The organism is Georgenia sunbinii (assembly GCF_036421875.1).
GTDB classification, from domain to species: Bacteria; Actinomycetota; Actinomycetes; order Actinomycetales; family Actinomycetaceae; genus Georgenia_B; species Georgenia_B sunbinii.
In genome coordinates, this window is record NZ_JAZGOL010000003.1 from 679861 (window position 1) to 704753 (window position 24893).

The following is a 24893-nucleotide window of genomic DNA, read 5'->3' on the forward strand; positions in this document are numbered from 1 at the left end:
TCCCGCTGTCGGCGACAAGTCTGCTGTCAGCGGGTGGGGGCGTCCTCGAGCTCGGCGTCCTCGGTCACTGCGGCGTCGGCAGGTGAGTCGGCGAGATCGCTAGGGGCGGCATCGGCGGTCGGCGCGATGACGAGCGGGTCCTCGCGGTAGAACGTGCCGCGGTACCGGGGACGCATGAGGTTCTCGGTGGACAGCACGTCGTCGACCTCCTCGGCCGTCATCAGTCCCCACTCGAGGACGACGTCGCGCACGTTGCGCCCGGTCTCTGCGCATTCCTTGCCGACGAGGTCACCGTTGTGGTGGCCGATGATCGGGTTGAGGAACGTGACGATGCCGATCGAGCTCATCACGTTGGCCCGGCACACCTCCTCGTTCGCGGTGATCCCGCCGACGCAGTGCTCGCGCAGCGTGTCGCAGGCGTTGGCGAGCAGCGAGACGGACTCGAACATCGACTCGGCGATGACCGGCTCCATGACGTTGAGCTGCAGCTGGCTGGCCTCGGCCGCCATCGTCACTGTGACGTCGTTGCCGATCACCTTGAAGCACACCTGGTTGACGACCTCGGGGATGACCGGGTTGACCTTCGCCGGCATGATCGAGGAGCCGGCCTGGCGCTCCGGCAGGTTGATCTCACCGAGACCGGCGCGCGGTCCCGAGGAGAGCAGCCGCAGGTCGTTGCAAATCTTGCTGAGCTTGACCGCCACCCGCTTGAGCGAGGCGTGCATCGACACGTACGCGCCGGTGTCGGAGGTGGCCTCGATGAGGTTGGTGGACCGCAGCACCGGCAGCCCGCTGACCTCGGCGAGGTGCGCGACCGCCCGCACCGAGTAGCCGGGCGGGGTGTTGAGCCCGGTGCCGATCGCCGTCGCCCCGAGGTTGACCTCGAGGAGCAGCGCCTGGTTGCGGGCGAGGTTGGTGATCTCCTCGGTGAGCAGCGCGGCGAACGCAGCGAACTCCTGGCCGAGGGTCATCGGCACCGCGTCCTGCATCTGGGTGCGGCCCATCTTCAGCACGTGGGAGAACTCGTGCCCCTTGTCCTCCAGCACCGCCACGATCGCGCTGAGCGAGGCCTTGAGGTTGTCGACCGCGCGGTAGATCGCCAGCCGCAGGCCGGTCGGGTAGGCGTCGTTGGTCGACTGGCTCTTGTTGACGTGGTCGTTGGGGTGGACGACGTCGTAGCGCCCCTTGGGCTGCCCGAGCCGTTCGAGCGCGAGGTTGGCGATGACCTCGTTGGTGTTCATGTTCACCGACGTGCCGGCACCGCCCTGGTAGACGTCCGCCGGGAACTGGTCGAGGCAGCGGCCGGTCTCCAGCATGTCGTCGCAGGCGCCGATGATCGCGTCGGCGATCTTCGCCGGCAGCGTGTACAGCTCCCGGTTGGCCAGCGCCGACGCCTTCTTGACGAGCACCATGCCCTCGACCAGCTCGGGCAGGTCGCTGATGCGCTGCCCCGAGAGGCGGAAGTTCTCCACCGCCCGCAGCGTGTGGATCCCCCAGTACGCGTCATCAGGGATCTCCCGCTGCCCCAGCAGGTCCTCCTCGGTCCTCGTCATCTGTGCATGCTCCTTGTCAGTTCTTGCTTCCGGTCATTGTCGTCACGTCGAGCGCGGCGTCGAGCTGCTCGGCGGACACCTCACCACGTGCCACGTACCCGAGCTCCTCGACGGCGGCGCGGATCGTCGTCCCGTTCACCACCGCGTGCTTGGCGATCGCGGCGGCGGCCTCGTAGCCGATGATGCGGTTGAGGGGCGTGACGATCGACGGCGAAGACTCGGCCAGCTCGCGGGCCCGCTCGACGTTGGCGGTGATGCCGTCGACGGTGCGCGTCGCCAGCGCGGTGCTGGCTCGTGCGAGCAGCGTGATCGACTCCAACAGGTTGCGGGCGATCACTGGCAGCATGACGTTGAGCTCGAAGGAGCCGGATGCGCCGGCGAAGGCGATCGTGGCGTCGTTGCCGATGACCTGGGCGCTGACCATGGCCACCGCCTCGGGGATGACCGGGTTGACCTTGCCGGGCATGATCGAGGAGCCCGGCTGCAGGTCGGGCAGTGCGATCTCGCCCAGCCCGGCGCGCGGGCCCGAGCCCATCCAGCGCAGGTCGTTGCAGATCTTCACCAGCGAGACCGCGATGGTGCGCAGCGCGCCGGAGGCCTCCACCGCGCTGTCCTGGGCGCTCTGCGCCTCGAAGTGGTTGGTCGCCTCGGTGAAGGGCAGCCCGGTGTGCTCGGCGACCCGTGCGATGACGCTCGGCGCGAACCCGTCGGGGGTGTTGATACCGGTGCCGACCGCGGTGCCGCCCAGCGCCAGCTGCGCGAGCCTCGGAAGCGCGGTCTCGATGCGCTCGATGCCGAACCGGACCTGGGTGGCGTAGCCACCGAACTCCTGGCCCAGCGTCACCGGGGTGGCGTCCATCAGGTGGGTGCGGCCGGCCTTGACGACGTCGGCGAACTCCACCTCCTTCGCCTCGAGCGAGCGCGCCAGGGTCTCGAGCGCGGGGACCAGCTCGCGGACGACGGCAGCCGTCGCGGCGACGTGGATCGAGGACGGGAACACGTCGTTGGAGGACTGCGAGGCGTTGACGTGGTCGTTGGGGTGCACCGGCCGGCCCAGCAGAGTGCCGGCGAGGTTGGCGATGACCTCGTTGGTGTTCATGTTCGACGACGTCCCCGAGCCGGTCTGGAAGACGTCGATCGGGAAGTGCTCGTCGTGCTGGCCGTCGATCACCTGGTCGGCGGCCTCGGCGATCGCCTCGGCCATGTCCGCATCGATGACGTCGAGCTCGGCGTTGGTGAGCGCGGCGGCGCGCTTGATCTGGGCAAGAGCCGCGATGTGGTGGCTCGACAGGCCGACGCCGGAGATGTCGAAGTTCTCCACGGCCCGCTGGGTCTGCGCGCTGTAGAGCGCGCCGCGAGGCACGCGTACCTCGCCCATCGTGTCGTGCTCGATACGAAAGTCGGCGTCGTCGTGCGTCACTGCTGCTCCGTTGCTCGTGGGTGGCTGCTCGGAAGTTCGGTGCTACTCGGCGTCGAGGTCCTTGGCCAGCAGCTCGGCGAGCCGGTCGAGCACCGCGTCGGCGCCGTCGCCGTCGGCCGCGATGGTCACCGACTCCTGGTACTTGGCGCCCAGCGCCATCACCGCGAGGATGCTCGCGGCGTTGACCGGGGTGCCGCCGTCCTTGCGGACGGTCACCGGGATCGCGGCCTGCGCGGCCGCCTTGACGAAGATGGCTGCGGGGCGGGCGTGCAGGCCCACCTTCGAGCCGATCGTGACAGTGCGTTCTGCCATCGGGTGCTCCTTGTCGTCGTCAGTGGTCGGGCTACCGGGGCGTGCCCGGTGCGTAGGGAGAGACGACGACCTCCACGCGCTGGAACTCCTTGAGGTCGGAGTATCCGGTGGTGGCCATCGCCCGGCGCAGCGCGCCGATGAGGTTGACCGAGCCGTCGGGCTGGTCGCTGGGACCGTGGATGATCCGCTCGAGGCTGCCGACGGTACCCACGCGGACCCGCTCGCCGCGCGGCAGCTGCGGGTGGTGCGCCTCGGAGCCCCAGTGCCAGCCGCGGCCGGGCGCCTCGTCGGCGCGGGCCAGCGAGGAGCCGAGCATGACGGCGTCGGCCCCGCAGGCGACGGCCTTGACGAGGTCGCCGGAGCGGCCCACCCCGCCGTCGGCGATGACATGGACGTAGCGACCGCCAGACTCGTCGAGGTAGTCGCGGCGGGCCGCGGCGACGTCGGCGACGGCGGTGGCCATCGGGGTGTGGATGCCCAGCGAGGTGCGGGTGGTGTGCGCCGCGCCGCCGCCGAAGCCGACGAGCACGCCGGCCGCACCGGTGCGCATGAGGTGCAGCGCCGCGGTGTAGGTACCGGCGCCGCCGACGATGACCGGCACGTCGAGCTCGTAGATGAAGCGCTTGAGGTTGAGCGGCTCGGCGGTGGAGGAGACGTGCTCGGCGGAGACGGTGGTCCCGCGGATGACGAAGAGGTCGACGCCCGCCTCGACGACGGTGCGCCAGTGCTGCTGGGTGCTCTGCGGGGAGAGCTTGCCGGCCACAGTGACGCCCGCGGTGCGGATCTCACGCAGCCGCTCGGTGATGAGCTCGGGCACGATCGGCTTGGCGTAGATCTCCTGCATCCGCGACGTGACCGCGTCCCCCTCGAGCGCTGCGATCTCCTCGAAGATCGGCTCGGGGTCCTCGTACCGCGTCCACAGGCCCTCGAGGTCGAGGACGCCGATCCCGCCGAGCCGTCCCAGCTCGACGGCGGTCGCCGGGCTCATCACGGAGTCCATCGGCGCGGCCATCACCGGGATGTCGACGTAGTACGCGTCGATCTGCCAGCCGACGGACACGTCCTGCGGGTCGCGGGTCCGTCGGGACGGGACGACGGCGACGTCGTCGAAGGAGTAGGCGCGGCGCCCCCGCTTGCCTCGGCCGATCTCGATCTCGTTGCTCACCCCGCCAGGTTACCCGTCCCGGGGCGCGGAGTAGATTTGCTGCATGAGTGAGACCGCTCCCACACGCCCCTGCCCGGCCGCGGCCGGCGTGGCCGACGCGGGCCCCGCCTGCTGCGGCTCGTCCGCGGCCGGCCCGAGCCGCCGCCAGGTGCTCGGGTGGGCCGGCGCCGGCGCGGCGACCTTGGTGCTGGCCGCGTGCGGCGGGGAAGCCGAGCCGCCCCCGCCGCCCGACGCCGGCGAGCGGCTCGTCGGCCTGTCGGAGATCGACGTCGGCGCCTCGCGGGCGGTGCGCACCGCCGACGGCGCGGAGGTCATCGTCACCCGGACCGCCGAGGCCGCGGTCGTCGCGTTCAGCGCGGTCTGCATCCACCAGGGCTGCACGGTGGTGCCGGAGGCCGAGCGGCTCGCCTGCCCGTGCCACGGGTCGGTGTTCGACCCCGCGACCGGCGAGGTGCGCGACGGCCCCGCGCCCGAGCCGCTGCCGCAGGTCGCGGTGCGCATCGACGGCGACGACGTCGTCACTGCCTGAGCAGGCTGCGCGGGCCTACTCGTGCTCGACGGCGTGGGCCTCGAGAAAGGTGAACACCTCGGTGTCGTCCACGCCCGGGAAGGTGCCCGACGGCAGCGGACTGAGCACGTGCGCGTGCATCTTGGCGCTCGGCCACGAGTAGTCGCGCCAGCGTGCGCGAAGGGCCGCGTCCGGCTCCTGGCAGCATGACTCGGCCGGGCACGTGGACAGGGCCCGGCGGGTGGTCTCCCGGCCGCGGAACCACTTGGCGTGGGCGAACGGCACGCCGAGCGAGATGGAGAACTCAGCCTCTCGGCTGGTGCCGGTCTGGGTGCTGCACCAGTACGTCCCCGCCGGAGTGTCGGTGTACTGGGCGAACTCGCGAGTCCGGTTGCGCTGGGCGAACGCCGCCCGCGCGCCCCAGCTGCGGCACAGCGGCTGGCCCTCGATCGCGCCGGACGCGTCGGTGGGCAGCGGCACGTCGTCGTTGGCGTAGCCGCGGTACAGCGCGCCGTCGTCGCCGGTGCGCAGGAAGTGGACGGGGATGTCGAAGTGTGCGGTGGCAAGGTTGGTGAATCGCTGCGCGGCGGAGTGGTGAGTGACCCCGAACGCGTCACGGAAGTCCTCCATCGCCAGGTCCTTGGCGCGGCGCTTCTCGCTCAGGTGAGCGACCGCCGCGAACCGCGGGATGAGGCAGGCCGCGGTGAAGTACGCGATCTCCTGCCGCTGCCGCAGGAAGTCGCCGTAGTCCGCGGGGCGCTCGTGGCCGAAGATCCGGTGCGCCATCGCCTGCAGCGCCAGCGAGCGCAGCCCGTAGCCGCCGGGGATGGAGGCGGGCGGCAGGTAGATCCGGCCGTTGCGCAGGTCGGTGACGGTCCGCGTCGAGTGCGGGAGGTCGTCGACGTGGATGATGGTGAACCCGAGCCGCTCGGCCATCCGGGCCACCTGGTGGTGGGTCAGCGCACCTGCGGAGTAGCCGGCCTCGCGGACGAACGTCTCGGCCAGCTCCTCGATGTGCGGCACGTAGTTGTCCTTCGCCTGCATCTCCAGGCGCAGCTCGGTGTTGATCCGGCGCGCCTCGAGCGGCGTGGCGATGACCGCGCGGGCCCGCCGGTCGAGCTCCTCGTGGAGGGCGACGAGAGACTCCAGCGCGTCCATCGGCAACCGCCGGCCGGGGCGCACGGCGGGCACCCCGAGGGCGGCGAACAGCGGCCCACGCTGCGCCCGCTCGAGGGCGATCTCGAGTGCGGACCGGCGATCGGGCGGCGGCTCGTCCGCGAGCAGCTCGGCGACCGGGACCGAGAGCGTCGCCGAGATCTCGGTCAGCAGCGAGATCCGGGGCTCCCGGTGACCGTTCTCCACCAGCGACAGGTGGCTGGCCGTGGAGCCGGTACGGGCGGCGAGCTCGCGCAGCGTGAGCCCCGCCCGGGTGCGGACATGACGGATCCGGCGGCCGAGGACGATCGAGTCGGTCGGCGCCCCAGGGGCAGAGGAGGAAGGCACGAGTTGACGATAACGAAACTTCGCCGTTTTTTGTTCGCAGTCGCGCCTAGAAGTGGCACCTGAGTTGACGCAAGAGTGATGGCAGGCCCGAACCGGCACCGTGTCCCCCGTCGAAGGAAGCTCATGAACACCACCGTCCAGCCCGACCTGACGGGCGCGACCGTCACCGATCCCGACCTTCGTGAGTGGATCGCGGGCATCGCCGCGCTGACCGAGCCCGATGCCGTCCACGTCTGCGACGGCTCCCAGGAAGAGTACGACCGGCTCACCGCAGCGCTGGTCGCTGCCGGCACCTTCATCCCGCTCGACCCGAGCAGGCGGCCGGGGAGCTTCCTCGCCCGCTCGGCACCCTCGGACGTCGCACGTGTCGAGTCGCGCACCTTCATCTGCTCCGAGCGTGAGGAGGACGCCGGGCCGACGAACAACTGGGCCGAGCCGCAGGCGATGCGGGCGACGCTGCGCGAGGTGTTCGCCGGGTCGATGCGCGGCCGCACCATGTACGTCGTGCCGTTCTCGATGGGTCCCGTCGGCGGGCCGATCTCCAAGATCGGGGTGGAGGTCACCGACTCCCCCTACGTCGTCGTCTCGATGCGGATCATGACCCGGATGGGAGTGGCGGCCCTCGACGAGGTCGCGGCGGGCGCGCCGTGGGTACCTGCTGTCCACTCCGTCGGGTACCCGCTGCTGACCGACGGCAATGACGGCGGTCAGCGACGCGAGGACGTCGCGTGGCCGTGCAACGACACCAAGTACATCTGCCACTTTCCCGAGACGCGGGAGATCTGGTCCTACGGCTCGGGCTACGGCGGCAACGCGCTGCTCGGCAAGAAGTGCTACGCGCTGCGGATCGCCTCGGTGCTGGCGCGCGACGAGGGGTGGCTGGCCGAGCACATGCTCATCGTCAAGCTCACCGGTCCCGACGCCCAGCCGCGCTACCTGGCGGCGGCGTTCCCGTCGGCCTGCGGGAAGACCAACCTCGCGATGCTGCGCCCGACCATCCCCGGCTGGACGGTCGAGACCGTGGGGGACGACATCGCCTGGCTGCGCCCCGGCCCCGACGGCCGGTTGTGGGCGATCAACCCGGAGGCGGGCTTCTTCGGTGTCGCCCCGGGCACCGGCGAGTCGACCAACCCGACGGCGATCGCCGCCCTCGACCGCGACGTCATCTTCACCAACGTGGCACTGGCCGACGACGGCGACGTCTGGTGGGAGGGCTTGACCGACGAGCCGCCGGCGCACCTCGTCGACTGGCAGGGTCGGGACTGGACGCCAGGCAGCGGCCGGCCGGCCGCCCACCCGAACTCCCGCTTCACGGTGCGGGCCGACCAGGCGCCGACGATCGCCCCGGAATGGCAGGACCCGCAGGGAGTGCCGATCGACGCGATCCTCTTCGGCGGCCGCCGGGCGACCAACGTGCCGCTGGTGACGGAGGCCTACGGCTGGGCGCACGGGGTATTCATCGGCGCGACGGTCGCCTCGGAGCAGACCGCAGCGGCCGAGGGCACGGTCGGCGAGCTGCGCCGCGACCCGTTCGCGATGCTGCCGTTCTGCGGCTACCACATGGCCGACTACTGGGCGCACTGGCTGCGGGTGGGCGAGGGGCTCGGCGACGGCGCCCCGCGGATCTTCCAGGTGAACTGGTTCCGCAAGGACGACGACGGCCGGTTCCTGTGGCCGGGGTTCGGCGAGAACGCGCGCGTCCTCGCCTGGGTGGTGGACCGTGTCGCCGGGCGCGCCGAGGCGGTCGACGCCGCCACCGGCCGGCTGCCGCGGCCCGGCGGGCTCGACCTCACCGGGCTCGACATCACGGACGAGCAGTGGGCCGAGTTGTTCGCTGTCGACCCGGGCGCGTGGCAGCGGGAGGCCGACCAGGTGGCGGACTACTTCTCGATGTTCGGCGACCGGTTACCGGCGCAGATGCGCGAGCAGCTGGCCGCGCTGCGCGCGCGGCTCAGTACGGCAGCCTGACCACGCGGCGGCCTGACCGCGCCACGGCGCACCGCCGCCGGCGCGGTCGGGTGCTGCCCGGCCTGCCTCGGCGGCGATGTCGGTGGTCTCTGGCACAGTTCGGAACACGCGACGGGACCGTCGCGCCGCCCGAAGGAGGACACCGTGCCCACCTGGTCCACCGGCCCGCTGCTGGGGTTCGACACCGAGACCACCGGCGTGGACGTGCGCCACGACCGGATCGTCACTGCCGCCCTCGTCATGCGCGACTCCGGTGGCAGCCGCCAACGGACGTGGCTGATCGACCCCGGGGTGGAGATCCCGGAGGCCGCCAGCGCCATCCACGGCATCACCACGGCGCGTGCCCGGTCCGAGGGGCGGCCACCCGCCGCGGCGCTGGACGAGCTCGCCGCGGAGATCGTCCACGCCCAGCGCGCCGGGGTGCCGGTGGTCGCCTACAACGCGTCGTTCGACTTCGCGATCCTCGACCACGAGCTCGCCCGCTGGCAGCTGCCCACGCTCGCCGAGCGGCTCGGCCGGGACGTCGGGCCGGTCCTCGACCCGCTCGTCATCGACCGTGCCGTCGACCGCTACCGCCGGGGCAAGCGGACCCTCAGCGCGCTCTGCGAGCACTACCAGGTCGTCACCACCGCCGAGCTGCACACCGCGGAGGTCGACGTCCTCGCCACGATGCAGGTCCTCGACTGCCTCGTGACGGTCTACCCCGAGGTCGGCGAGATGCCGCTGGTCGCGCTCGCAGGCTGGCAGCGCGACCGGCACCGCGACTGGGCGGAGAACTTCAACGAGTGGCGCGTCCGGCAGGGCTTCGAGGGGCCCGGCGCCGAGCTCGTCTGGCTGCCCCGCCACGAGCCCGTAGTCGTGTCCTAACGGCCGGGCCACGGATCGTGGCACGGTGAGACATGGGCCTGCTCCTCGCACTGGGGTCGTCGGCGGCCTACGGCCTGGCGGACTTCGCCGGTGGTGTGCTGTCGCGCCGCGCGAGCTTCATCGCCGTCGCACTGGCGGGCCAGGTCGCCGGGCTGGCGCTGTCGGTGGTGGTGGCGCTGGCACTCCCGGCAAGGTCTCCCGCTGCGGCAGACCTCGCCTGGGGCGCACTGTCGGGGGTGGGGACGGGGCTAGCCATGCTCCTGCTCTACCGCGGCCTCACCCGGGGAACGATGAGCGTCGTCGTCCCGGTCGCTGCCGTCGTGGGCGCCTCGTTGCCGGTCGTCGTCGGGGTCGCCGTGCTGGGCGACCGCCCCTCGGTACCGGCCTGGGCCGGCATCCTCGCCGCCGTGCCGGCGATCTGGCTGGTCTCGCGGGCCCGGTCACCGGGCGGGTCGGCCTCCTCGCCGGGCGCCGCTGACGCCCTGCTCGCCGGCGCCTTCGTCGCCCTCCAGTACACCGCGCTGGCACAGGCGGGCGCGGCGGCCGGCCTGTGGCCGATCGTCGCCGGGCGACTGGCCGCGACGCTGAGCATCCTGCCGATCGCCTTGCACCGCCGTGGGCACCTCCGCCTGCCGGGCGAGGCCGCCGTCAAGGCGGCGGCAATCGGCGGGCTGGCGACGCTGGCGCTGTTCCTCTACCTGCTGGCCACCCAGGCGCAGCTGATGACCACCGCGGTGATCCTCTCCTCGCTCTACCCGGTCGTACCGGTGATCCTCGGCGTGGTGGTCCTGCGCGAACGCCTCGGCCGAGGTCAGCTCGTCGGGCTGGGCGCCGCGGCCGCCGCCGTCGTGCTCATCGCCGTCGGGTAGCGGTCAGCGGCTGGTGTAGTTCGGCGCCTCGACGGTGACCTGGATGTCGTGCGGGTGGGACTCCTTGAGTCCCGCCGGGGTGATCCGGATGAACTTGCCGCGCTCGGTGAGCTGGGGCAGCGTGTGGGCACCGACGTAGAACATCGACTGGTGCAGTCCGCCGACGAGCTGGTAGGCCACCGCGGACACCGGGCCGCGGTAGGGCACCTGTCCCTCGATGCCCTCCGGGACGATCTTGTCGTCGGTGTCGACGTCGGCCTGGAAGTAGCGGTCCTTGGAGTAGGAGACCCGGCCGCGGGAAGCCATCGCGCCGAGCGACCCCATGCCGCGATAGTGCTTGTACTGCTTGCCGTTGACGAACACGAGATCGCCGGGGCTCTCGTCGCAGCCCGCGAGGAGGGAGCCGAGCATGACGGTGTCCGCGCCGGCGACCAGTGCCTTGGCGATGTCGCCCGAGTACTGCAGGCCGCCGTCGGCGATGACCGGTACGCCGGCCGGCCGGCACGCCTGGGCGGCGAGGTGGACGGCGGTCACCTGCGGCACGCCGACGCCGGCGACCACCCGGGTGGTGCAGATCGAGCCGGGGCCGACCCCGACCTTGACGGCGTCGACACCGGCGTCGACGAGCGCCTGGGCCCCCTCGCGGGTGGCGACGTTGCCGCCGATGATCTGGACGTGCCGGGTGCTGGGGTCCTGCTTGAGCCGGCTGACCATCTCCAGCAGCGCACGGGCGTGGCCGTTGGCGGTGTCCGCGACGAGCACGTCGACGCCGGCCTCGACCAGCGCCGTCGCACGCTCCCAGGCGTCGCCGAAGAATCCGATCGCGGCGCCGACCCGCAGCCGGCCCTCGTCGTCCTTGGTGGCGTGGGGGTACTGCTCGGACTTGACGAAGTCCTTGACCGTGATGAGGCCGGCGAGCACGCCGTCCTTGTCGACGAGGGGAAGCTTCTCGATCTTGTGCCGGGCGAGCAGCCCGGCGGCGTCGTCCCGGGCGATCCCGACCGGTCCGGTGACGAGCGGCATCGGGGTCATGGTGTCCGACACCAGCCGGGAGGCGAACTCGGCCTGGTCGATGAACGCCGTGTCCCGGTTGGTGATGATGCCGAGCAGCACGCCACGGTCGTCGACGACCGGGAGCCCGGACACCCGGTAGCGCGCGCACAGCGCGTCGACGTCCGCGAGGGTCGCGCCCGGCCCGACGGTCACCGGGTCGGTGATCATCCCGGACTCCGAGCGCTTGACGATCTGCACCTGCTGCGCCTGCTGCTCGATCGACAGGTTGCGGTGCAGGATGCCGAGGCCACCCTGACGGGCCATCGCGATCGCCATCCGCGCCTCGGTGACGGTGTCCATCGCCGCGGAGATCAGCGGGATCCGCAGGTTGATGCCGCGCGTGAGCCGCGCGGTGGTATCCACCTCCGACGGAATGACGTCTGTCTCCCCGGGGAGCAGCAGGACGTCGTCGTAGGTCAGGCCGGTCAGGCCGAAGGGATCGGGCATCTCGCTAGTCGCACTCACCACTCGATCCTACGTCTACCTCGGCGTGGTCCGGCAGCGAGGTTCCCCACACCGCCGTGAGCGTCAGCCACTGACGGCGGCGACGCTCTCGGCGACGGCCGCCGGCAACGTCCGGACCCGGTGCACGTGGGGCAGGAAGAGCGACGGTGCCTCCCTGCCGAGCAGGAAGATCTCGACCGTCCCGCTCGCCGCCACCGTCGTGACGATCTCCTCGGCACCCGGCGGGGACCCGACGACGACGAGCACCTGGGCCGGCGTCAACCAGCCGAGCGCACCGTCGTCGAGGTCGACGTCCTCGACGCGCACGACGAGGGCTGGGACGTGACGTTCGGCGATACCACCGGCGACGACGTGCGCCACGAGCCGGTCAGCACGTGAGGTGAGGACCCGCGCACCGTCAGTAGTGGCAGCCCTGGTCCCGTTGCGCGGGCCGCTGTCGCGCACCGCCTGCATCACCGCCGCCTCGAGCAGCCCCTCCGGGTCGGCCCCGGGGTGGAGCGCGGCGGCCTGCCGGCGCTGGGCGAGCATCTCGCGGGCGGGCAGCACGAGAGTGGTCCACGCCTCGACCAGGCCCGACGCTTCCACCGCCCGGCTCAGGATGTTGCCGACCCGCCGCAGGTCGGGCTCGACGACGGCTGCCGCGAGGGTGAGCGGGTCGACGACGATCTCCGCGGCTTCGGCCACGGACGACGGGCCGGAGCTCGGCAACCAGGCGGCACCGCCGTCGGTCTCGGTCGCGATCCGGGCGGCGTCCACCGGCGCCACACCCCGCAGCGTCAGGCGTCGCATGACCTGCAGCCGTGCGACGTCCTGGGGGGTGTACCGGCGGTGACTGCCGGCCTGGTGCGCCGACGGACCCAACCCGTACCGGCGGTCCCAGGTGCGCAGGGTCGACGCCGCGACGCCCAACGCCCGCGCGACACCGGCCACCGTCAGCGGCGCAGTGTCGAGCCGCTTACCACCGCCGTCGGCGTCCTGGCCATCCGCCGGGACTGCTCGCACCACTGCCCCTCCTCGACCTTGATTCTGCACTGCCGTCGACCGATGGGCACGCGCAACTCTCGGACCGATCGTGCGTAATCTAGCGCACCAGTCATGGATCAGTATTCGAAGAAGTTTCGAAAGGGGCTTGAACAATGGCTGCAACGGTTGCTAGGTTGTGAGACATCGGCCACGGCATCCGCCGAACCTCCGACGACACACAAGGAGCGCGATCATGGCAGAGCTCTCACGACTCCCCGGCCCGATCATGGATCTGTGGGAGTGGCAGTACGAAGGCAAGTGCCGCGACGTCGGACCGGACCTGTTCTTCCACCCCGAGGGCGAGCGCGGCGGGACCCGTCGGCGCCGCGACGAGGCGGCCAAGGCGATCTGCGCCGAGTGCCCGGTCATCCAGCAGTGCCGCGAGCACTCGCTGCGGGTCCGCGAGCCCTACGGCGTGTGGGGCGGCCTCACCGAGGACGACCGCCAGCGCATCCTCGACGCACCGGTCCGCCAGGCGAGCTGACCGCCACGGCGACACGCACGAAGGGCCCCGACCAACCGGTCGGGGCCCTTCGTCGTCTTGCTCGTTGCTAACGCGTCATCAGCGGTCGATGACAGCGAGGATGTCGCGCGCGGAGAGGATGAGGTACTCCTCGCCCGCGTACTTCACCTCGGTGCCGCCGTACTTGGAGTAGATGACGACGTCGCCCACGGCCACGTCCATCGGGACGCGGTTGCCGTTGTCGTCGACGCGGCCGGGGCCGGTGGCGACAACGGTGCCCTCCTGGGGCTTCTCCTGGGCGGTGTCAGGGATGACGAGACCAGACGCGGTGGTCTGCTCGGCCTCGAGGGTCTGGACGACGATGCGATCCTCGAGCGGCTTGATGGAGACCGACACTGCGGACCTCCCCTTCGCAGGTAAGTGGAACAGGGTCAGGTGTGCCGCACCCTCACCCGGCGGCCGCCGTCGCGGGGGTCGGCCGAAGAGGTGGTGGAGCGACTGGTGCCACGTGGGCGGCACCGGTGCCTAATCTATGCCCGGGTTAGCACTCGGTCAAGGCGAGTGCCAACGGGGTCGCGGACCGTAGGATCGTCGGATGGACGCTGCCGCGCTGACCAAGCTGCTCTCCCGCGAGGGCTGGGCGCTCCTCGGCCAGCTGCCGCCCTACCGCGAGGAGGATGCGCTGCGGCTGGCGTCCGGGCTTCGCGAGCGCGGTCTCGACGCAGAGCTGGTCGCCGCGGCGATGACCCAGTCCCGGCTCCGCGCACGAGGACAGGCCAAGTTCGGTGAGTTCGCCGCCGGCATGCTGTTCACCGAGGCCGGCCTGGAGCAGGCCACCCGGCTGGCCGTCGGCGCCCACCACGCCCAGCGGTTCGCCGCCGCCGAGGTGCGCCGGGTGGCCGACCTCGGCTGCGGCATCGGCGGGGACGCGATGGCGATGTCCGCGCTCGGGCTGCCGGTGCTCGCGGTCGACCAGGACGAGATGACCGCGGCGATCGCCACGGTCAACCTGCGTCACTTCCCGCAGACCACGGTGCAGCAGGCCGACGCCCTCACCCTCGACCTCGCGGCGGAGGGGGTCGACGCCGCGTTCGTCGACCCCGCCCGGCGCACCCGCGGCGGACGCCGGGTATTCGACCCGAACGCGTACCAGCCGACGCTCGACGAGGCACTCGCCCTGCGCGAGAACGTCAACCTGGGCATCAAGGTCGCGCCGGGGATCGGCTACCACCAGCTGCCGCCGGACGCCCACGCCCAGTGGGTCAGTGTCGACGGCGACGTCGTCGAGGCCGGCCTGTGGTTCGGCCGGCTCGCGCCCGAGGGGCCCGGCCGCAGCGCGCTGGTACTGCGCGACGGCAGCCCGAACGTGCTGCGCGAGTCCACGGCCGACGGCGCGGCGAGCGCCGCCGCACCGGTCCGCGCCGGCGTCGTCCGCGAGCTCGACAGCTACTTCTACGAGCCCGACGGCGCGGTGATCCGGGCCGGCCTGGTCGCGCTCGCCGGCGAGCAGATCGGTGCCGGCCTCGTCGCGGAGTCGATCGCCTACCTCACCGGGCCACAGCTGCACCACACGCCGTTCCTCCACGCTTACCGCGTGCTCGACGTGATGCCCTTCGGCCTCAAGCGGCTGCGTACCTACCTGCGCGACCGGCAGGTCGGCATCGTCACCATCAAGAAGCGCGGCACCGCCGTCGAGCCCGGGCAGCTGCGCCAGCAGCTCTCGCTCAGCGGCCCGAACACCGCCACCGTCATCCTCACCCGGATCGCGGGCCGCCAGAGCGTCGTCGTCGTCGAACCGGCCTGACCCGGACGCGACCGGAACGGTGAAGGCGCGGCATCATGGAGGCATGGAGATCGCCTTCGCCCCGTCGCAACGCTCGACGGTCGGCATCGAGTGGGAGCTTGCGCTGGTCGACACCGACTCCGGCGACCTCCGCCAGGTGGCCGAGACCGTCCTCGAGGCGGTCATCCCGCCGGGTCAGCACAGCCACCCGCACATCCACCCCGAGCTGCTGCTCAACACCATCGAGGTGGTCTCCGGGGTGGGCCGCACCGTCCGCGAGGCCGGCGACGACCTCGAGCGCACCATCGTCGAGCTGCGCGAGGTCATCGCCCCGCTGCGCGTGGAGCTGATGTCGGCCGGCACGCACCCGTTCGCGCGCTCGGACTACCAGCGGGTGACCAACAAGGAGCGGTACGCCACCCTCATCGACCGCACGCAGTGGTGGGGTCGGCAGATGGTCATCTATGGCGTCCATGTGCATGTCGGCATCGAGGACCGCCGCAAGGTGCTGCCGATCCTGCGGGCGATGCTCTCCTACTTCCCGCACCTGCAGTCCCTCGCTGCGTCCTCACCGTTCTGGGCGGGGCGCGACACCGGCTACGCCTCGAACCGGGCGCTGCTGTTCCAGCAGCTGCCCACGGCGGGCATGCCGGAGCTGTTCGACGAGTGGCACGAGCTCGAGCGGTACACCGCGGACATGACGCACACCGGGGTCATCGACCACTTCAACGAGATCCGTTGGGACATCCGGCCCGCGCCGCACCTCGGCACGCTCGAGATGCGGGTGTTCGACGGTGCCTCCAACCTCACCGAGGTGCTCGCGCTGGCGGCGCTCACCCACTGCCTGGTCGAGCACTTCTCCACCGTGCTCGACAACGGCGGCGAGCTGCCGCGGATGCCCGGGTGGTACATCAACGAGAACAAGTGGCGCTCGGCGCGCTACGGGATGGACGCCATCGTCATCCTCGACGCCGCCGGCAACGAGCAGCTGGTCACCGACTCCATCGAGAACCTGCTGACCGAGCTCGCACCGGTGGCCGCGCGGCTCGGCTGCGAGCAGGAGCTCGACGGCATCCGCATGATCATCCACCGGGGCGCCTCCTACCAGCGCCAGCGCAAGGTGGCCCGCCGCCACGAGGGCGACCTCGACGCCGTCGTCGCCTCGCTGGTCGCCGAGATGAAGGCCGGCCGCCCGCTGTAGCTGCAAACCGTGGTCCGGACAGTAGCGTCACTCCGCCGCGCTCCGCCAACCGGCCCCGAGCGCCCACTCCTAGGCTCGTGACCGTGGTGGCACCCGTCCCGGTACCGGCACTGCCCGGCGCTCCCTGGACGTCGGGAGGTCGTACAGCCCGGGAGCCCTGCGCGTGGCTCTCTCGACCAGGAGTGCGAAGGCGATCGCTCCTGCCGTAAGCACCGGCGGAAGGGCAGGTGCTGCCCACTCGAGGTGGGGCGCAATCGGCTTCACCAGAGCACAGAGAACGAGGATCGGGTAGTAGTGGAGGACGTAGATGGGAAGCGTTCTTCCCCCCAGCTGCTGCAGCCAGCGGAACGCCGGCCGGCCAGTCAGCGAAACGGCGAGCGTGATGCCAACGAAGATCGCCAGGCAGCTCACCCCGAGGCGCACGCCGGGGATGCGGAATGCATCCGTCGCGCCCACAGCGGCGATGACGGCCAGGTAGGCGGCGGAAGCAGTGATCGCATGCCACACCCGCGCTTGCTTGGCAGCCGTCGAGCCATCGGCCCGAAGTGCACTGCCGAGAGGTAGAAGACGAAGTACATCGCCACCTTGTTCAGCGCGGTGCTGCCGGTGTCTACCGCGCCGGTGCCGAAAACGATGGATAGCGCGGCAGCCATGGCAAGCTGCGCCCACGCCGGCAGACCGCGGATGAACCAGGCAGCGAGGAAGTACAGCGCCAGTCCGTAGATGAACCAGGTACTTGCGTTTGGCCAGACCAGGACGAGAAGGAACCCTCGCCAGGTCGGCTCCTCGCGGAGGAGCGGAAGTACCTGGAACGCAGCCGTCCAGATGAAGGACCACAAGACATAGAGCCACACCAGCTTGTAGACACGTCGGCTGAGCACGCTCCGCAATCCCCGCGACAGCGTGCTCGCTGCAAACAGGCCTGCCATGGCGAAGAACAGCGGCATGCGGAAGGTGTCCAACGCCAGGCCTGCTTTTGGCCAGGCCGAGGCAAGGCCGACGTCCGAGAGGAAGAGTGATGCGTGGAACAGCACCACGAGGACGATCGCGCCACCTTTCGCGACGTCTACCCAGTCCTCACGATGCTGCGGTTCTCGGCTCATAGCGGGGACGGTAGCGGCCCCGCCGCCCCGCCATCAGGGTGAGCGGCGGTCCTCTTCTGGGCAGCGCGGGGTGAGCGCCGGATGAGAAGCTAGGCGCGGGCGATGCTCAGCGGCATGCCGGAGTCCACCGGCAGGTCGAGGGACGACGGCGACACCCCGGAGCGCAGCATCGCCGCCCCCATCGCGGCGATCATCGCGCCGTTGTCGGTGCAGTAACGGATCGGCGGGATGCGCACCTCGATGCCGTGGACGGCGCCACGCTCGGCAGCCAGCTCGCGCAGCCGGGAGTTTGCCGAGAAGCCGCCGCCGATGACCACGGTGTCGACGCCGGTCCGCTGGCAGGCGGCGAGCGTCTTGCTCACGAGGACGTCGGCGACCGCCTCGGAGAACGACGCCGCGACGTCGGCAGCCGCCAGCTCCTCGCCGGCGTCCTCGACCCCCTCGACGTACCGCGCGACCGCGGTCTTCAGCCCGGAGAACGAGAAGTCGTAGGGATGGCGGACGACGTCCTTGCCCTTGGACAGGCCGCGGGGGAAGCGGATCGCGGTGCGGTCGCCCTGCTGCGCGAGCCGGTCGACGTGCGGCCCGCCGGGGTAAGGCAGCCCGAGCAGCCGGCCGACCTTGTCGAAGGCCTCGCCGGCGGCGTCGTCAAGGGTCTGGCCCAGCTCGACGACGTCGGTGGCGATGTCGCGCACCTCCAGCAGGCTGGTGTGGCCACCGGAGACCACCAGGCCCACGAAGCGATCCGGGAAGGGGCCGTCGACGAGCTCGTCGACGGCAAGGTGGCCGAGGACGTGGTTGACGCCGTAGATCGGCCGCCCCAGCGCGAGCGCGAGGGCCTTGGCGGCGGCCACGCCCACGGTGAGCGAGCCCACGAGCCCCGGTCCGGCGGTGACGGCGACGGCGTTGACATCTGTCAGCCGCACCCCGGCGGCGTCGAGCGCGGCATCGACGGTCGGCACCAACGCCTCGAGGTGCGCGCGGCTGGCGACCTCGGGGACGATGCCACCGAAGCGCGCATGCTCATCCATGGAGGACGCGGTGACGTCCGCCAGCAGCTCGTGCCCACGGACCAGCGCGACGCCGGTCTCGTCGCAGCTCGTCTCGATACCGAGGACCAGGGGTTCGCTCACCCCCACAGGGTAGTGCGCGCCTACCGCCGATAGCTGTGGCAGACATCACCGCGCGCGTCCGGATGGTTCGTCACGGCTGGTTCGTTGCGGTGGGTATGACCACCGACGTGCACCAGGACCCCGCCCTCGCCCTCCGCCACCTGCTCTTCGACGATGCGCGCACGACGAACACCTTCGTCGACGAGCCGGTCGACCTCCAGACGGTGCGCGAGGTGTACGAGGCGGTGCGCTGGGCACCGACGGCGATGAACGCGCAGCCGCTGCGGCTGGCCGTCATCGCATCTGCCGACGCCCGCGCGCGTCTCGTGCCGCACATGTCCGAGGGCAACCGCGCCAAGACTCTGGCGGCACCGCTCACGCTCGTCGCGGCTTATGACCCCGCCTTCCACGAGCACCTCGACGTGCTCGCCCCGCACCGCGCCGGTGCCCGCGAGAAGCTCGACGGCGAGCCGGAGTTCCGTGACAGCTTCGCCCGCACCAACGGCCTGATCCAGCTCGGCTACCTCATCCTCGGGCTCCGGGGCGCCGGCCTGAGCGTGGGGCCGATGACCGGGATGGTCGCCGCCGGCATCGATGCCGAGCTGTTCGCCGAGTCCGGGTGGCGCACGCTCGCGGTCCTCAACGTCGGGCACCGGGCCGCGGACCACCCGGAGGCGGTCCGCCCGCGGGCAGGCCGGCTGGACTTCGAGGCGGCCGCCGCTGTGCTGTAGCCGTCGGCGGTCAGCCGTCCGACGCCCCCGAGGTCACCGTAGCTCTCACGTCGTGCTCGTCCTCCTCGCGCGCCCGCGCTACGGCCGCGGCCACCGCGGCGTCGACCGCCCGCGCGCGCCGCTTGCGCAGCCGTAGCCGCCAACCGACGAGTCCGGCGAGCACCACGATCAGGGCGAGGTGCAGCCACGGCACCGCCCACACCGTGGTGCCGGCCCGCGTGCTGCTCAGCGCGGCGTCGACGACGTCCTCACCGACGACGGACTGCTCCGCGTAGACCGCGGTGTCCAGCAGACCCAGCGGCCACACCCCGGGGATCTCCGCGCTCATCCGGGCCTCCTGGCGCGGCAGCACCTCGCGCTGCTCGCCGAGCACCGCGTTCCCGACGGCCGAGGCGCCGAAGAGCCCCTCGACGGTGGCGCTCTGCACCGAGCCGAGCCGGACGTTGCCGTCGTTCTGCACGGTGTAGTCGACGTGGAGCGTGCCGGGCTGGAGCGGGTTCCACGACGGCTCATACCGGGTGGTGAGGTCGCTGATGGTCACCTGCGGCGCCAGCTCGCCGCTGACCCGCAGATGGATGCGTGCCCCGACCCGCGAGTCGAAGCCGACCTGCGGGCCGTCCGGCGACTCCCCCACCCGGCTCACCGAGGCGGCGATGCCGCCGGGATGGTCGCCCGGCAGGGCGTCGCCCGGCACGGTGAGGGTGAACGGGACGACGGCGCTCTCCTGCGCGGGCACCTCGACGGAGGCCGCGATCTCGACCCAGGAGCCCACGTCCACCGGCTCCGCCGCACTGGGCAGCAGGTCGAACGCACCCTCCGGGCCGATGAGGCCGTCACTGCTGACGAGGTCGAAGACCACGGCGCGGTCGGAGTAGTTCGTCACCTCGACGAAGTCCTCGATCACGTCCCCGGGGTCGACCTCGTGGCGCATCGACACCCGGCCGTCACCGCCCGCGGCGTCGGCGGGCACGATGCCCCAGGTGATCCGGTCCGCGGCCGCGGGCTCGACGGCGCGCGGGGCGGAGACGGCAACGGTGGCAGCGGCGGGCGGTCCTACCGAGGCGCCGACGGCGGCCGCCGGGGCGGCGACGACGAGCGGCACCGTGACCGCGACGAGGGACAGGGTGCGACGAAGCAGGGTCATCAGCGTTCTTCCAGTTCCGCGGCAGGGCTGCGGGGTCGCGCCCCGCAGCCCTGCCCGTGGTCATGCCGGTGACCGGTCGGTCACCGGTCCGGTCAGTCGACCGGGAACAGCGAGAGCGTCACCGTGCTGGTGTAGACGCCGTCGGCAACATCCACCGGGGTCTCCAGGACCAGGTCGGCGCCGAGCTCGGTGGAACCGAGCCGACCCTCCCCGACCGCCGAGGCCAGCGTCGCCGGCACCGCCAGACCAGGCCCACCGGAGAGCTCACCGGCAACCGCAGCACCCGGGGTGACCCCGACCTTGCCCTCCAGCTGACCCGGGACCCAGCCCAGGTGCGAGCCGGACAGCTCACCGGACGTGTGCCCGAAGTCAGTGGTCTGACCCGTCACGCTCCACCCGTCCGCGGTGCCCTGCGCCGCACGGGAGTCGGTCACCGACACGGTCGGCAGCTCACCGGAGAACCGCCACCGGTCACCCGCGTTCAGCGCCCGGCCCAGGTCGACCGACGCACCGAAGTCCGCGACCGACAGGGTGAGTGCACCGCCCTCACCGTCGCCCAGCTCCGGCACCGTGGCGTGGAGCGGGATGCCCTCACTGTCGGCCGACGGGTCGGCGGTGAGGTTGGCGAGGCTGTTGCACGCCGAGGTGACGCCGTCGGGCGTCGGGCGGTCGTGCTCGATGAAGTACCACTCGATCCCGGCGACGTCACGCAGCGCGAACATCTCCTGGAAGTCGATGACCCCCTCGCCGACGTCGGCGAAGGAGCCGTCCTCGGCCATGTCCTTGACGTGGACGAGCGGGAACCGGCCGGGGTAGGCCTCGAACATGTCGGCGGCGCTGACCCCGACGCTGGCCGCCCAGTAGACGTCGAGCTCCATGGCCAGGTGCTCGGTCTCGTTGAGGAGCGTCTCGTACCCGGTGACGCCGTCCTCCTCGACCTCGAACTCCCAGCCGTGGTTGTGGTAGGCGAGCGTGATGCCCTCCGCGGCGAGCGCCTCGGCGATCGGGTCGAGGGTCGCTGCGGCCTCGGCGTAGTCCGCCAGGGTGTCCCAGCTCCCCGAGCCGGAGAGGCGCACGTACTTGGCACCGAGGGCCTCGGCCTCCGCGATGACGAGGTCGAGGTCGTCGGTGAGGTTGCCGAGGCTGACACCGATCGACCGGACGTTGATCCCTGCCTCCTCGGCCATCGGCGCCAGCTCCGCGCCGGTGAGGCCGTAGAAGTTGCCGGCGCCACCGGAGGGCTCGGCGTTGGTGAAGCCGCACTGGGCGAGCGCGTTGAGGGTCCCCTGCGGGTCCTCGGCCATCTGCGTGCGGGTGGTGAACAGGACGAGGCCGATCTGGTCCTCGGGGATCGGCCAGTAGGCGTCCGGGTCGGCCGGGGTCGCGGCCATGGCCGGTGCGGACAGGGCCATGGTGGCAGGCAGTGCTGCCGCGGCGAGCAGCGCGGCTCCGCGCCGCAAGGCGCGAGATGACGTTCTGGACATCATGCGTTCTCCTTTGAACTCGATTGTCAGCGTGGATTGCGGACACGGAGGGATTACCGGCCCGGCGTGACAACACCTTGACCATGGTCTTCCGCATGAGCAGTCGTCAACGCATTGCCATTTTTTGCCTGGACCTTCTCTGACACCGCCGAAGCGATTGGCTAATCTACAGAAAGCACAATTCAGCCCGCCCCGACGTGCCGTACCGGCAATTGTCGCGGGGAGGGCTGAATTGTCTCTTCCCGGCCGCGGGCGGACACCACGGCCGATTGTTGCGGCCTATTCCAGGTCGGCCGGCCGCACCGCCCTTCCGGTACGGGCGGCCTCGTAGATGGCACAGAGCAGGCGCACCGTCTCGACAGCGTCGGCTGCGTCGACGGCGAGCGCCCTGCCCTCGCGGAGGGCACCGACGATGTCCCGCCACTGGTTGAGGTGGCCGACGTGGCCGATCGCAAGCGGGTCCGACGCTCCGCTGGTGATCGCCCGGCCGCCGGCCGGCGCCGGCACGTCCCCCACCTCCCACCGGTCGACGGTGCCCTGCCCGAGCTCCACCACCCCCGAGGTGAGGTGCAACGAGATCGTCGCCGGATCACCGGGCGGCGTCGCGGTGGAGGTACTGATGAGGCCGAGCGCACCGGAGGTGAAGCGCACGGTGGCCACCGTGGTGTCCTCGGCCTCGATGTCGTGGCCAAGGGTGCCGTACTGCGCGGTGACGCTCTCGACCGGGCCGCACAGCCACCGCAGGATGTCGACGTTGTGCACCCCCTGGTTCATCAGCGAGCCGCCACCACCGGCCATCGAGGTGCGCCACGGCGCCGACCGGTAGTAGTCGTCGTCGCGGTACCAGTGGACGTGCGTCGTGGCCAGCCGCACCTGCCCCAGCGCGCCGGACCGCAGCGCCGCGGCGAGGTGGACGTGCTCGGGCTCGAACCGGCGCTGGGAGACCATGGAGACCATCAGGCCCCGCTCCGCAGCGGTGCGGGCCACGTGCTCGGCGTCCGTCACGGTCACCGCGAGCGGCTTCTCGACGACGACGTGCCGGCCGGCCTCGAGTGCAGCGGTGGCGAGCGACGCGTGGCTCTCGGTCGGTGAGCAGATGGCGACGACGTCGACGCCGTCGTGCTCCGCCACCTGCCGCGCGTCGACCTGAACGGCGCCGGGCCACCCGGCGGGGGGGACCCCGTCAGGGCCGCCGCCGCTGTAGGCGACCAGGGAGACGTCCTCGCGCAGCTCGGCCAGCGCCCGGGCGTGCATCGTGCCGATGCCGCCGAGCCCGACGATGCCGACTCCGATGGTGCGGGTGGCCATCTCAGTCGTGCGCCTGACTGGCCCCGAGGAGGTCGCGCACCCGTTCCGAGGCCACCGCGAAGCGAGGGTCGGACATCGTCGGGCCGTAGTCCCGGTCGTCGGGCAGCCCCGGCTCGATGACCTCGGCGATACGCCCGGGACGTGGCGTCATGACGACGATCCGGTTGCCCAGGTAGACCGCCTCGGCGACCGAGTGGGTGACGAGGACGATGGTCGTCCCGGTCTCCCGCCAGATCCGGTTCATCTCGAGGTTCATGTGCTCACGGGTGAGCGCGTCCAGCGCACCGAACGGCTCGTCCATGAGCAGCACCCGCGGCTCGTGGAGCAGCGCGCGGCACAGCGCCACCCGCTGCTGCATGCCGCCGGACAGCTCGTGGGGCAGCGCCCGCTCGAACCCCTTGAGGCCGGTGAGCTCGATGAGCGCATCGGCCCGGCGGCCGGCATGGGCCTTGTCCATGCCCCGCATCTCGCCCTGGAGCAGGATGTTCTTGCGGACCCCGCGCCACTCGAGCAGCGACGACCGCTGGAAGGCGAAGCCGATCTCCTTCTGCGGGCCGTCGACCGGCTTGCCGAACAGGTTCACCGACCCGGACGTGGCCCGGGTGAGGCCGGCCATGATCTTGAGCATCGTCGACTTGCCGCAGCCGGAGGGCCCGGCGATGGTGATGAACTCGCCCGCCGAGACGCTGAGCGAGACGTTGTCGAGCGCGACCGTCTCCGAGCGCTTGGAGACGAACTTCCGGGTGAGGTTCTTGACCTCGATGATTGCCTGCGTCACTGCTGCGTCCTGCCTGTCCTCTACTGCCGCTGCGGAGCTCACTCGGCGTCCGTGAAGCTGCTGTCCCAGTAGTTCTCTACGGCGGCGTCGCCGTCGAACTCGGTGTACTCGGTGAGGAAGGCGATGGTGTCCTCCCACTGCTGCGTCGTGTTGACCCCGGGGGCCCCGGCCTCCTCAAGGTTGAGCAGCTCGATGGTCGTCTCGAGCTGTCCCGTGAGCACCTCGGCCGGCGGAGCCTGGTCGGCCCCTGCCTCCATGGCGGCGGCGGCACCCTCGATGTCGTCGGCGGACGCCTCGAAGGCCTGCTGCGTCGCCCGCACCATGGCCTCGACCAGCTCGGGGTCGTCGGCGATTGTGCTGTCGTTCGCGATCAGCCCGAGGCCGAGCATGTTCATCCCGAAGTCGGCGAACGGCAGTGCCTCAACCTCCCGGCCGGTCTGGTTCGCGATGGTCGGAGCCTGGTCGTGGTAGAAGCCCTGGATCGCGTCGACCTGTCCCTCGATGAGGGCCGCGATCTTGCCTGCGGCGTCGATGTTGACGACGGTCACGTCCGCGGGGTCGACCCCGTTGATCTCGAGCCAGGCGGGGAAGGTGCCGTACATGGCGTCGCCGGGCGTGCCGCCGACGGTCTTGCCGACGAGGTCGGCCGGCTCCGTGATGCCCTGGTCGGCGAAGAACTCCACCGAGCTGGGGCCGGTCTGCAGGAAGACGCCGACGCTCTTGACGGGCATGCCGGAGCTGATCCCGTTGAGCAGCGGTGGGGTGTCCACCCAGCCGAAGTCGGTGTTGTTCTGCGCGACCTGCTGGACGGTGTTGCCCGAGCCGTTGCCCGCGTTGATGGTGAGGTCGATGCCCTCGGCCTCGAAGATGCCCTCCTGCACGCCGTAGTAGAACGGGGCGTGCTCGCCGTAGGGCACCCAGTTGAGCGTGACGGTGACCTCGGTGAGCTCGGCGGCGTCGCCGGTGGCGTCACCGTTGGCGTCATCACCGCCGTCACCGTCGGAGCCGGAACAGCCGGCGAGGAACAGCCCGGCCACCGCGACCGGAACGAGGACCTTGGCACTGAGGGAACGACGCATG

The 24893-nt window shown here is 71.4% G+C and carries 23 protein-coding genes; 8 read left to right on the forward strand and 15 right to left on the reverse strand.

The genetic code is table 11. From position 1 onward, the window contains the following. Positions 1 to 26: 26 nt before the first annotated feature. Genes aspA through V2J52_RS10970 form a run of 4 tightly spaced genes read right to left on the reverse strand, consistent with a single transcriptional unit; the run spans position 27 to position 4450 of the window. Positions 27 to 1553, reverse strand: a complete 1527-nt coding sequence (aspA, locus tag V2J52_RS10955) for an aspartate ammonia-lyase (protein WP_331227720.1) — start codon at positions 1551 to 1553, stop codon at positions 27 to 29. A gap of 16 nt (positions 1554 to 1569) precedes the next feature. After that, a complete protein-coding gene (locus tag V2J52_RS10960; RefSeq protein WP_331227721.1) occupies positions 1570 to 2973 on the reverse strand; it encodes a class II fumarate hydratase in 1404 nt (467 codons plus the stop codon). A gap of 42 nt (positions 2974 to 3015) precedes the next feature. Then, positions 3016 to 3285 carry an HPr family phosphocarrier protein gene (locus V2J52_RS10965; protein ID WP_331227722.1) on the reverse strand — a complete coding sequence of 90 codons (270 nt, stop codon included), beginning with the start codon at positions 3283 to 3285 and terminating at the stop codon, positions 3016 to 3018. Between the two features lie 31 nt (positions 3286 to 3316). Further along, entirely contained in the window at positions 3317 to 4450 is a 1134-nt protein-coding gene (locus tag V2J52_RS10970; protein ID WP_331227723.1) for a GuaB3 family IMP dehydrogenase-related protein, read from the reverse strand. A gap of 43 nt (positions 4451 to 4493) precedes the next feature. On the opposite strand from V2J52_RS10970, the gene V2J52_RS10975 reads away from it, so the two are divergent. Beyond that, the gene (locus tag V2J52_RS10975) at positions 4494 to 4979 is read left to right on the forward strand and encodes a QcrA and Rieske domain-containing protein (RefSeq protein WP_331227724.1); all 486 of its coding nucleotides are present in this window, start codon (positions 4494 to 4496) and stop codon (positions 4977 to 4979) included. Between the two features lie 15 nt (positions 4980 to 4994). On the opposite strand, the gene V2J52_RS10980 is transcribed toward V2J52_RS10975, so the two are convergent. Then, positions 4995 to 6461, reverse strand: coding sequence for a helix-turn-helix domain-containing protein (locus V2J52_RS10980; protein WP_331227725.1), 1467 nt, complete (start codon positions 6459 to 6461; stop codon positions 4995 to 4997). A 123-nt stretch (positions 6462 to 6584) separates the two neighbouring features. Between V2J52_RS10980 and V2J52_RS10985 the strand changes: the two genes are divergently transcribed. The 3 genes from V2J52_RS10985 to V2J52_RS10995 all read left to right on the forward strand — a co-directional run bounded on the left by V2J52_RS10985 (position 6585) and on the right by V2J52_RS10995 (position 10165). Next, complete coding sequence (locus V2J52_RS10985; RefSeq protein ID WP_331227726.1) at positions 6585 to 8429, forward strand: phosphoenolpyruvate carboxykinase (GTP); 1845 nt, start codon at positions 6585 to 6587, stop codon at positions 8427 to 8429. Between the two features lie 144 nt (positions 8430 to 8573). Beyond that, positions 8574 to 9296: an exonuclease domain-containing protein gene (locus V2J52_RS10990; RefSeq protein WP_331227727.1), complete on the forward strand. Its 723-nt coding sequence runs from the start codon at positions 8574 to 8576 to the stop codon at positions 9294 to 9296. A 32-nt stretch (positions 9297 to 9328) separates the two neighbouring features. Further along, the gene (locus V2J52_RS10995) at positions 9329 to 10165 is read left to right on the forward strand and encodes an EamA family transporter (protein ID WP_331227728.1); all 837 of its coding nucleotides are present in this window, start codon (positions 9329 to 9331) and stop codon (positions 10163 to 10165) included. A 3-nt stretch (positions 10166 to 10168) separates the two neighbouring features. On the opposite strand, the gene guaB is transcribed toward V2J52_RS10995, so the two are convergent. Continuing rightward, a complete protein-coding gene (gene guaB, locus V2J52_RS11000; protein WP_331227774.1) occupies positions 10169 to 11665 on the reverse strand; it encodes an IMP dehydrogenase in 1497 nt (498 codons plus the stop codon). Between the two features lie 81 nt (positions 11666 to 11746). Next, positions 11747 to 12685 carry a MerR family transcriptional regulator gene (locus V2J52_RS11005; RefSeq protein WP_331227730.1) on the reverse strand — a complete coding sequence of 313 codons (939 nt, stop codon included), beginning with the start codon at positions 12683 to 12685 and terminating at the stop codon, positions 11747 to 11749. A gap of 214 nt (positions 12686 to 12899) precedes the next feature. Here V2J52_RS11005 and V2J52_RS11010 point away from each other — a divergent pair, with 214 nt between their 5' ends. Further along, the gene (locus V2J52_RS11010; RefSeq protein ID WP_331227731.1) at positions 12900 to 13190 is read left to right on the forward strand and encodes a WhiB family transcriptional regulator; all 291 of its coding nucleotides are present in this window, start codon (positions 12900 to 12902) and stop codon (positions 13188 to 13190) included. Between the two features lie 78 nt (positions 13191 to 13268). On the opposite strand, the gene groES is transcribed toward V2J52_RS11010, so the two are convergent. Then, entirely contained in the window at positions 13269 to 13565 is a 297-nt protein-coding gene (gene groES / locus V2J52_RS11015) for a co-chaperone GroES (protein ID WP_331227732.1), read from the reverse strand. A 199-nt stretch (positions 13566 to 13764) separates the two neighbouring features. On the opposite strand from groES, the gene V2J52_RS11020 reads away from it, so the two are divergent. Both V2J52_RS11020 and V2J52_RS11025 read left to right on the forward strand, forming a co-directional pair. Continuing rightward, entirely contained in the window at positions 13765 to 14973 is a 1209-nt protein-coding gene (locus tag V2J52_RS11020) for a class I SAM-dependent methyltransferase (protein ID WP_331227733.1), read from the forward strand. A gap of 43 nt (positions 14974 to 15016) precedes the next feature. Next, positions 15017 to 16153 (forward strand): glutamate--cysteine ligase, encoded by a 1137-nt coding sequence (locus tag V2J52_RS11025; protein WP_331227734.1) that lies wholly within the window; start codon positions 15017 to 15019, stop codon positions 16151 to 16153. 407 nt (positions 16154 to 16560) lie between these two features. Here the strand turns inward: V2J52_RS11025 and V2J52_RS11030 are convergent, their stop codons facing one another. Next, positions 16561 to 17256: an acyltransferase family protein gene (locus V2J52_RS11030; protein WP_331227735.1), complete on the reverse strand. Its 696-nt coding sequence runs from the start codon at positions 17254 to 17256 to the stop codon at positions 16561 to 16563. Positions 17257 to 17345: 89 nt separating this feature from the next. Then, positions 17346 to 18389 (reverse strand): tRNA (adenosine(37)-N6)-threonylcarbamoyltransferase complex transferase subunit TsaD, encoded by a 1044-nt coding sequence (gene tsaD, locus V2J52_RS11035; RefSeq protein WP_331227736.1) that lies wholly within the window; start codon positions 18387 to 18389, stop codon positions 17346 to 17348. Positions 18390 to 18424: 35 nt separating this feature from the next. Here tsaD and V2J52_RS11040 point away from each other — a divergent pair, with 35 nt between their 5' ends. Then, the gene (locus tag V2J52_RS11040; RefSeq protein WP_331227737.1) at positions 18425 to 19099 is read left to right on the forward strand and encodes a malonic semialdehyde reductase; all 675 of its coding nucleotides are present in this window, start codon (positions 18425 to 18427) and stop codon (positions 19097 to 19099) included. Between the two features lie 10 nt (positions 19100 to 19109). On the opposite strand, the gene V2J52_RS11045 is transcribed toward V2J52_RS11040, so the two are convergent. From V2J52_RS11045 to V2J52_RS11065, 5 genes are all read right to left on the reverse strand, one after another. Beyond that, the gene (locus tag V2J52_RS11045; RefSeq protein WP_331227738.1) at positions 19110 to 20243 is read right to left on the reverse strand and encodes a hypothetical protein; all 1134 of its coding nucleotides are present in this window, start codon (positions 20241 to 20243) and stop codon (positions 19110 to 19112) included. Between the two features lie 92 nt (positions 20244 to 20335). Further along, positions 20336 to 21727, reverse strand: a complete 1392-nt coding sequence (locus V2J52_RS11050; protein ID WP_331227739.1) for a TIM barrel protein — start codon at positions 21725 to 21727, stop codon at positions 20336 to 20338. A 279-nt stretch (positions 21728 to 22006) separates the two neighbouring features. Next, complete coding sequence (locus tag V2J52_RS11055) at positions 22007 to 23035, reverse strand: Gfo/Idh/MocA family protein (RefSeq protein ID WP_331227740.1); 1029 nt, start codon at positions 23033 to 23035, stop codon at positions 22007 to 22009. Between the two features lies 1 nt (position 23036). After that, a complete protein-coding gene (locus V2J52_RS11060) occupies positions 23037 to 23813 on the reverse strand; it encodes an ABC transporter ATP-binding protein (protein WP_331227741.1) in 777 nt (258 codons plus the stop codon). Positions 23814 to 23851: 38 nt separating this feature from the next. Further along, positions 23852 to 24892 (reverse strand): ABC transporter substrate-binding protein, encoded by a 1041-nt coding sequence (locus V2J52_RS11065; protein WP_331227742.1) that lies wholly within the window; start codon positions 24890 to 24892, stop codon positions 23852 to 23854. Between the last annotated feature and the right edge of the window lies 1 nt (position 24893).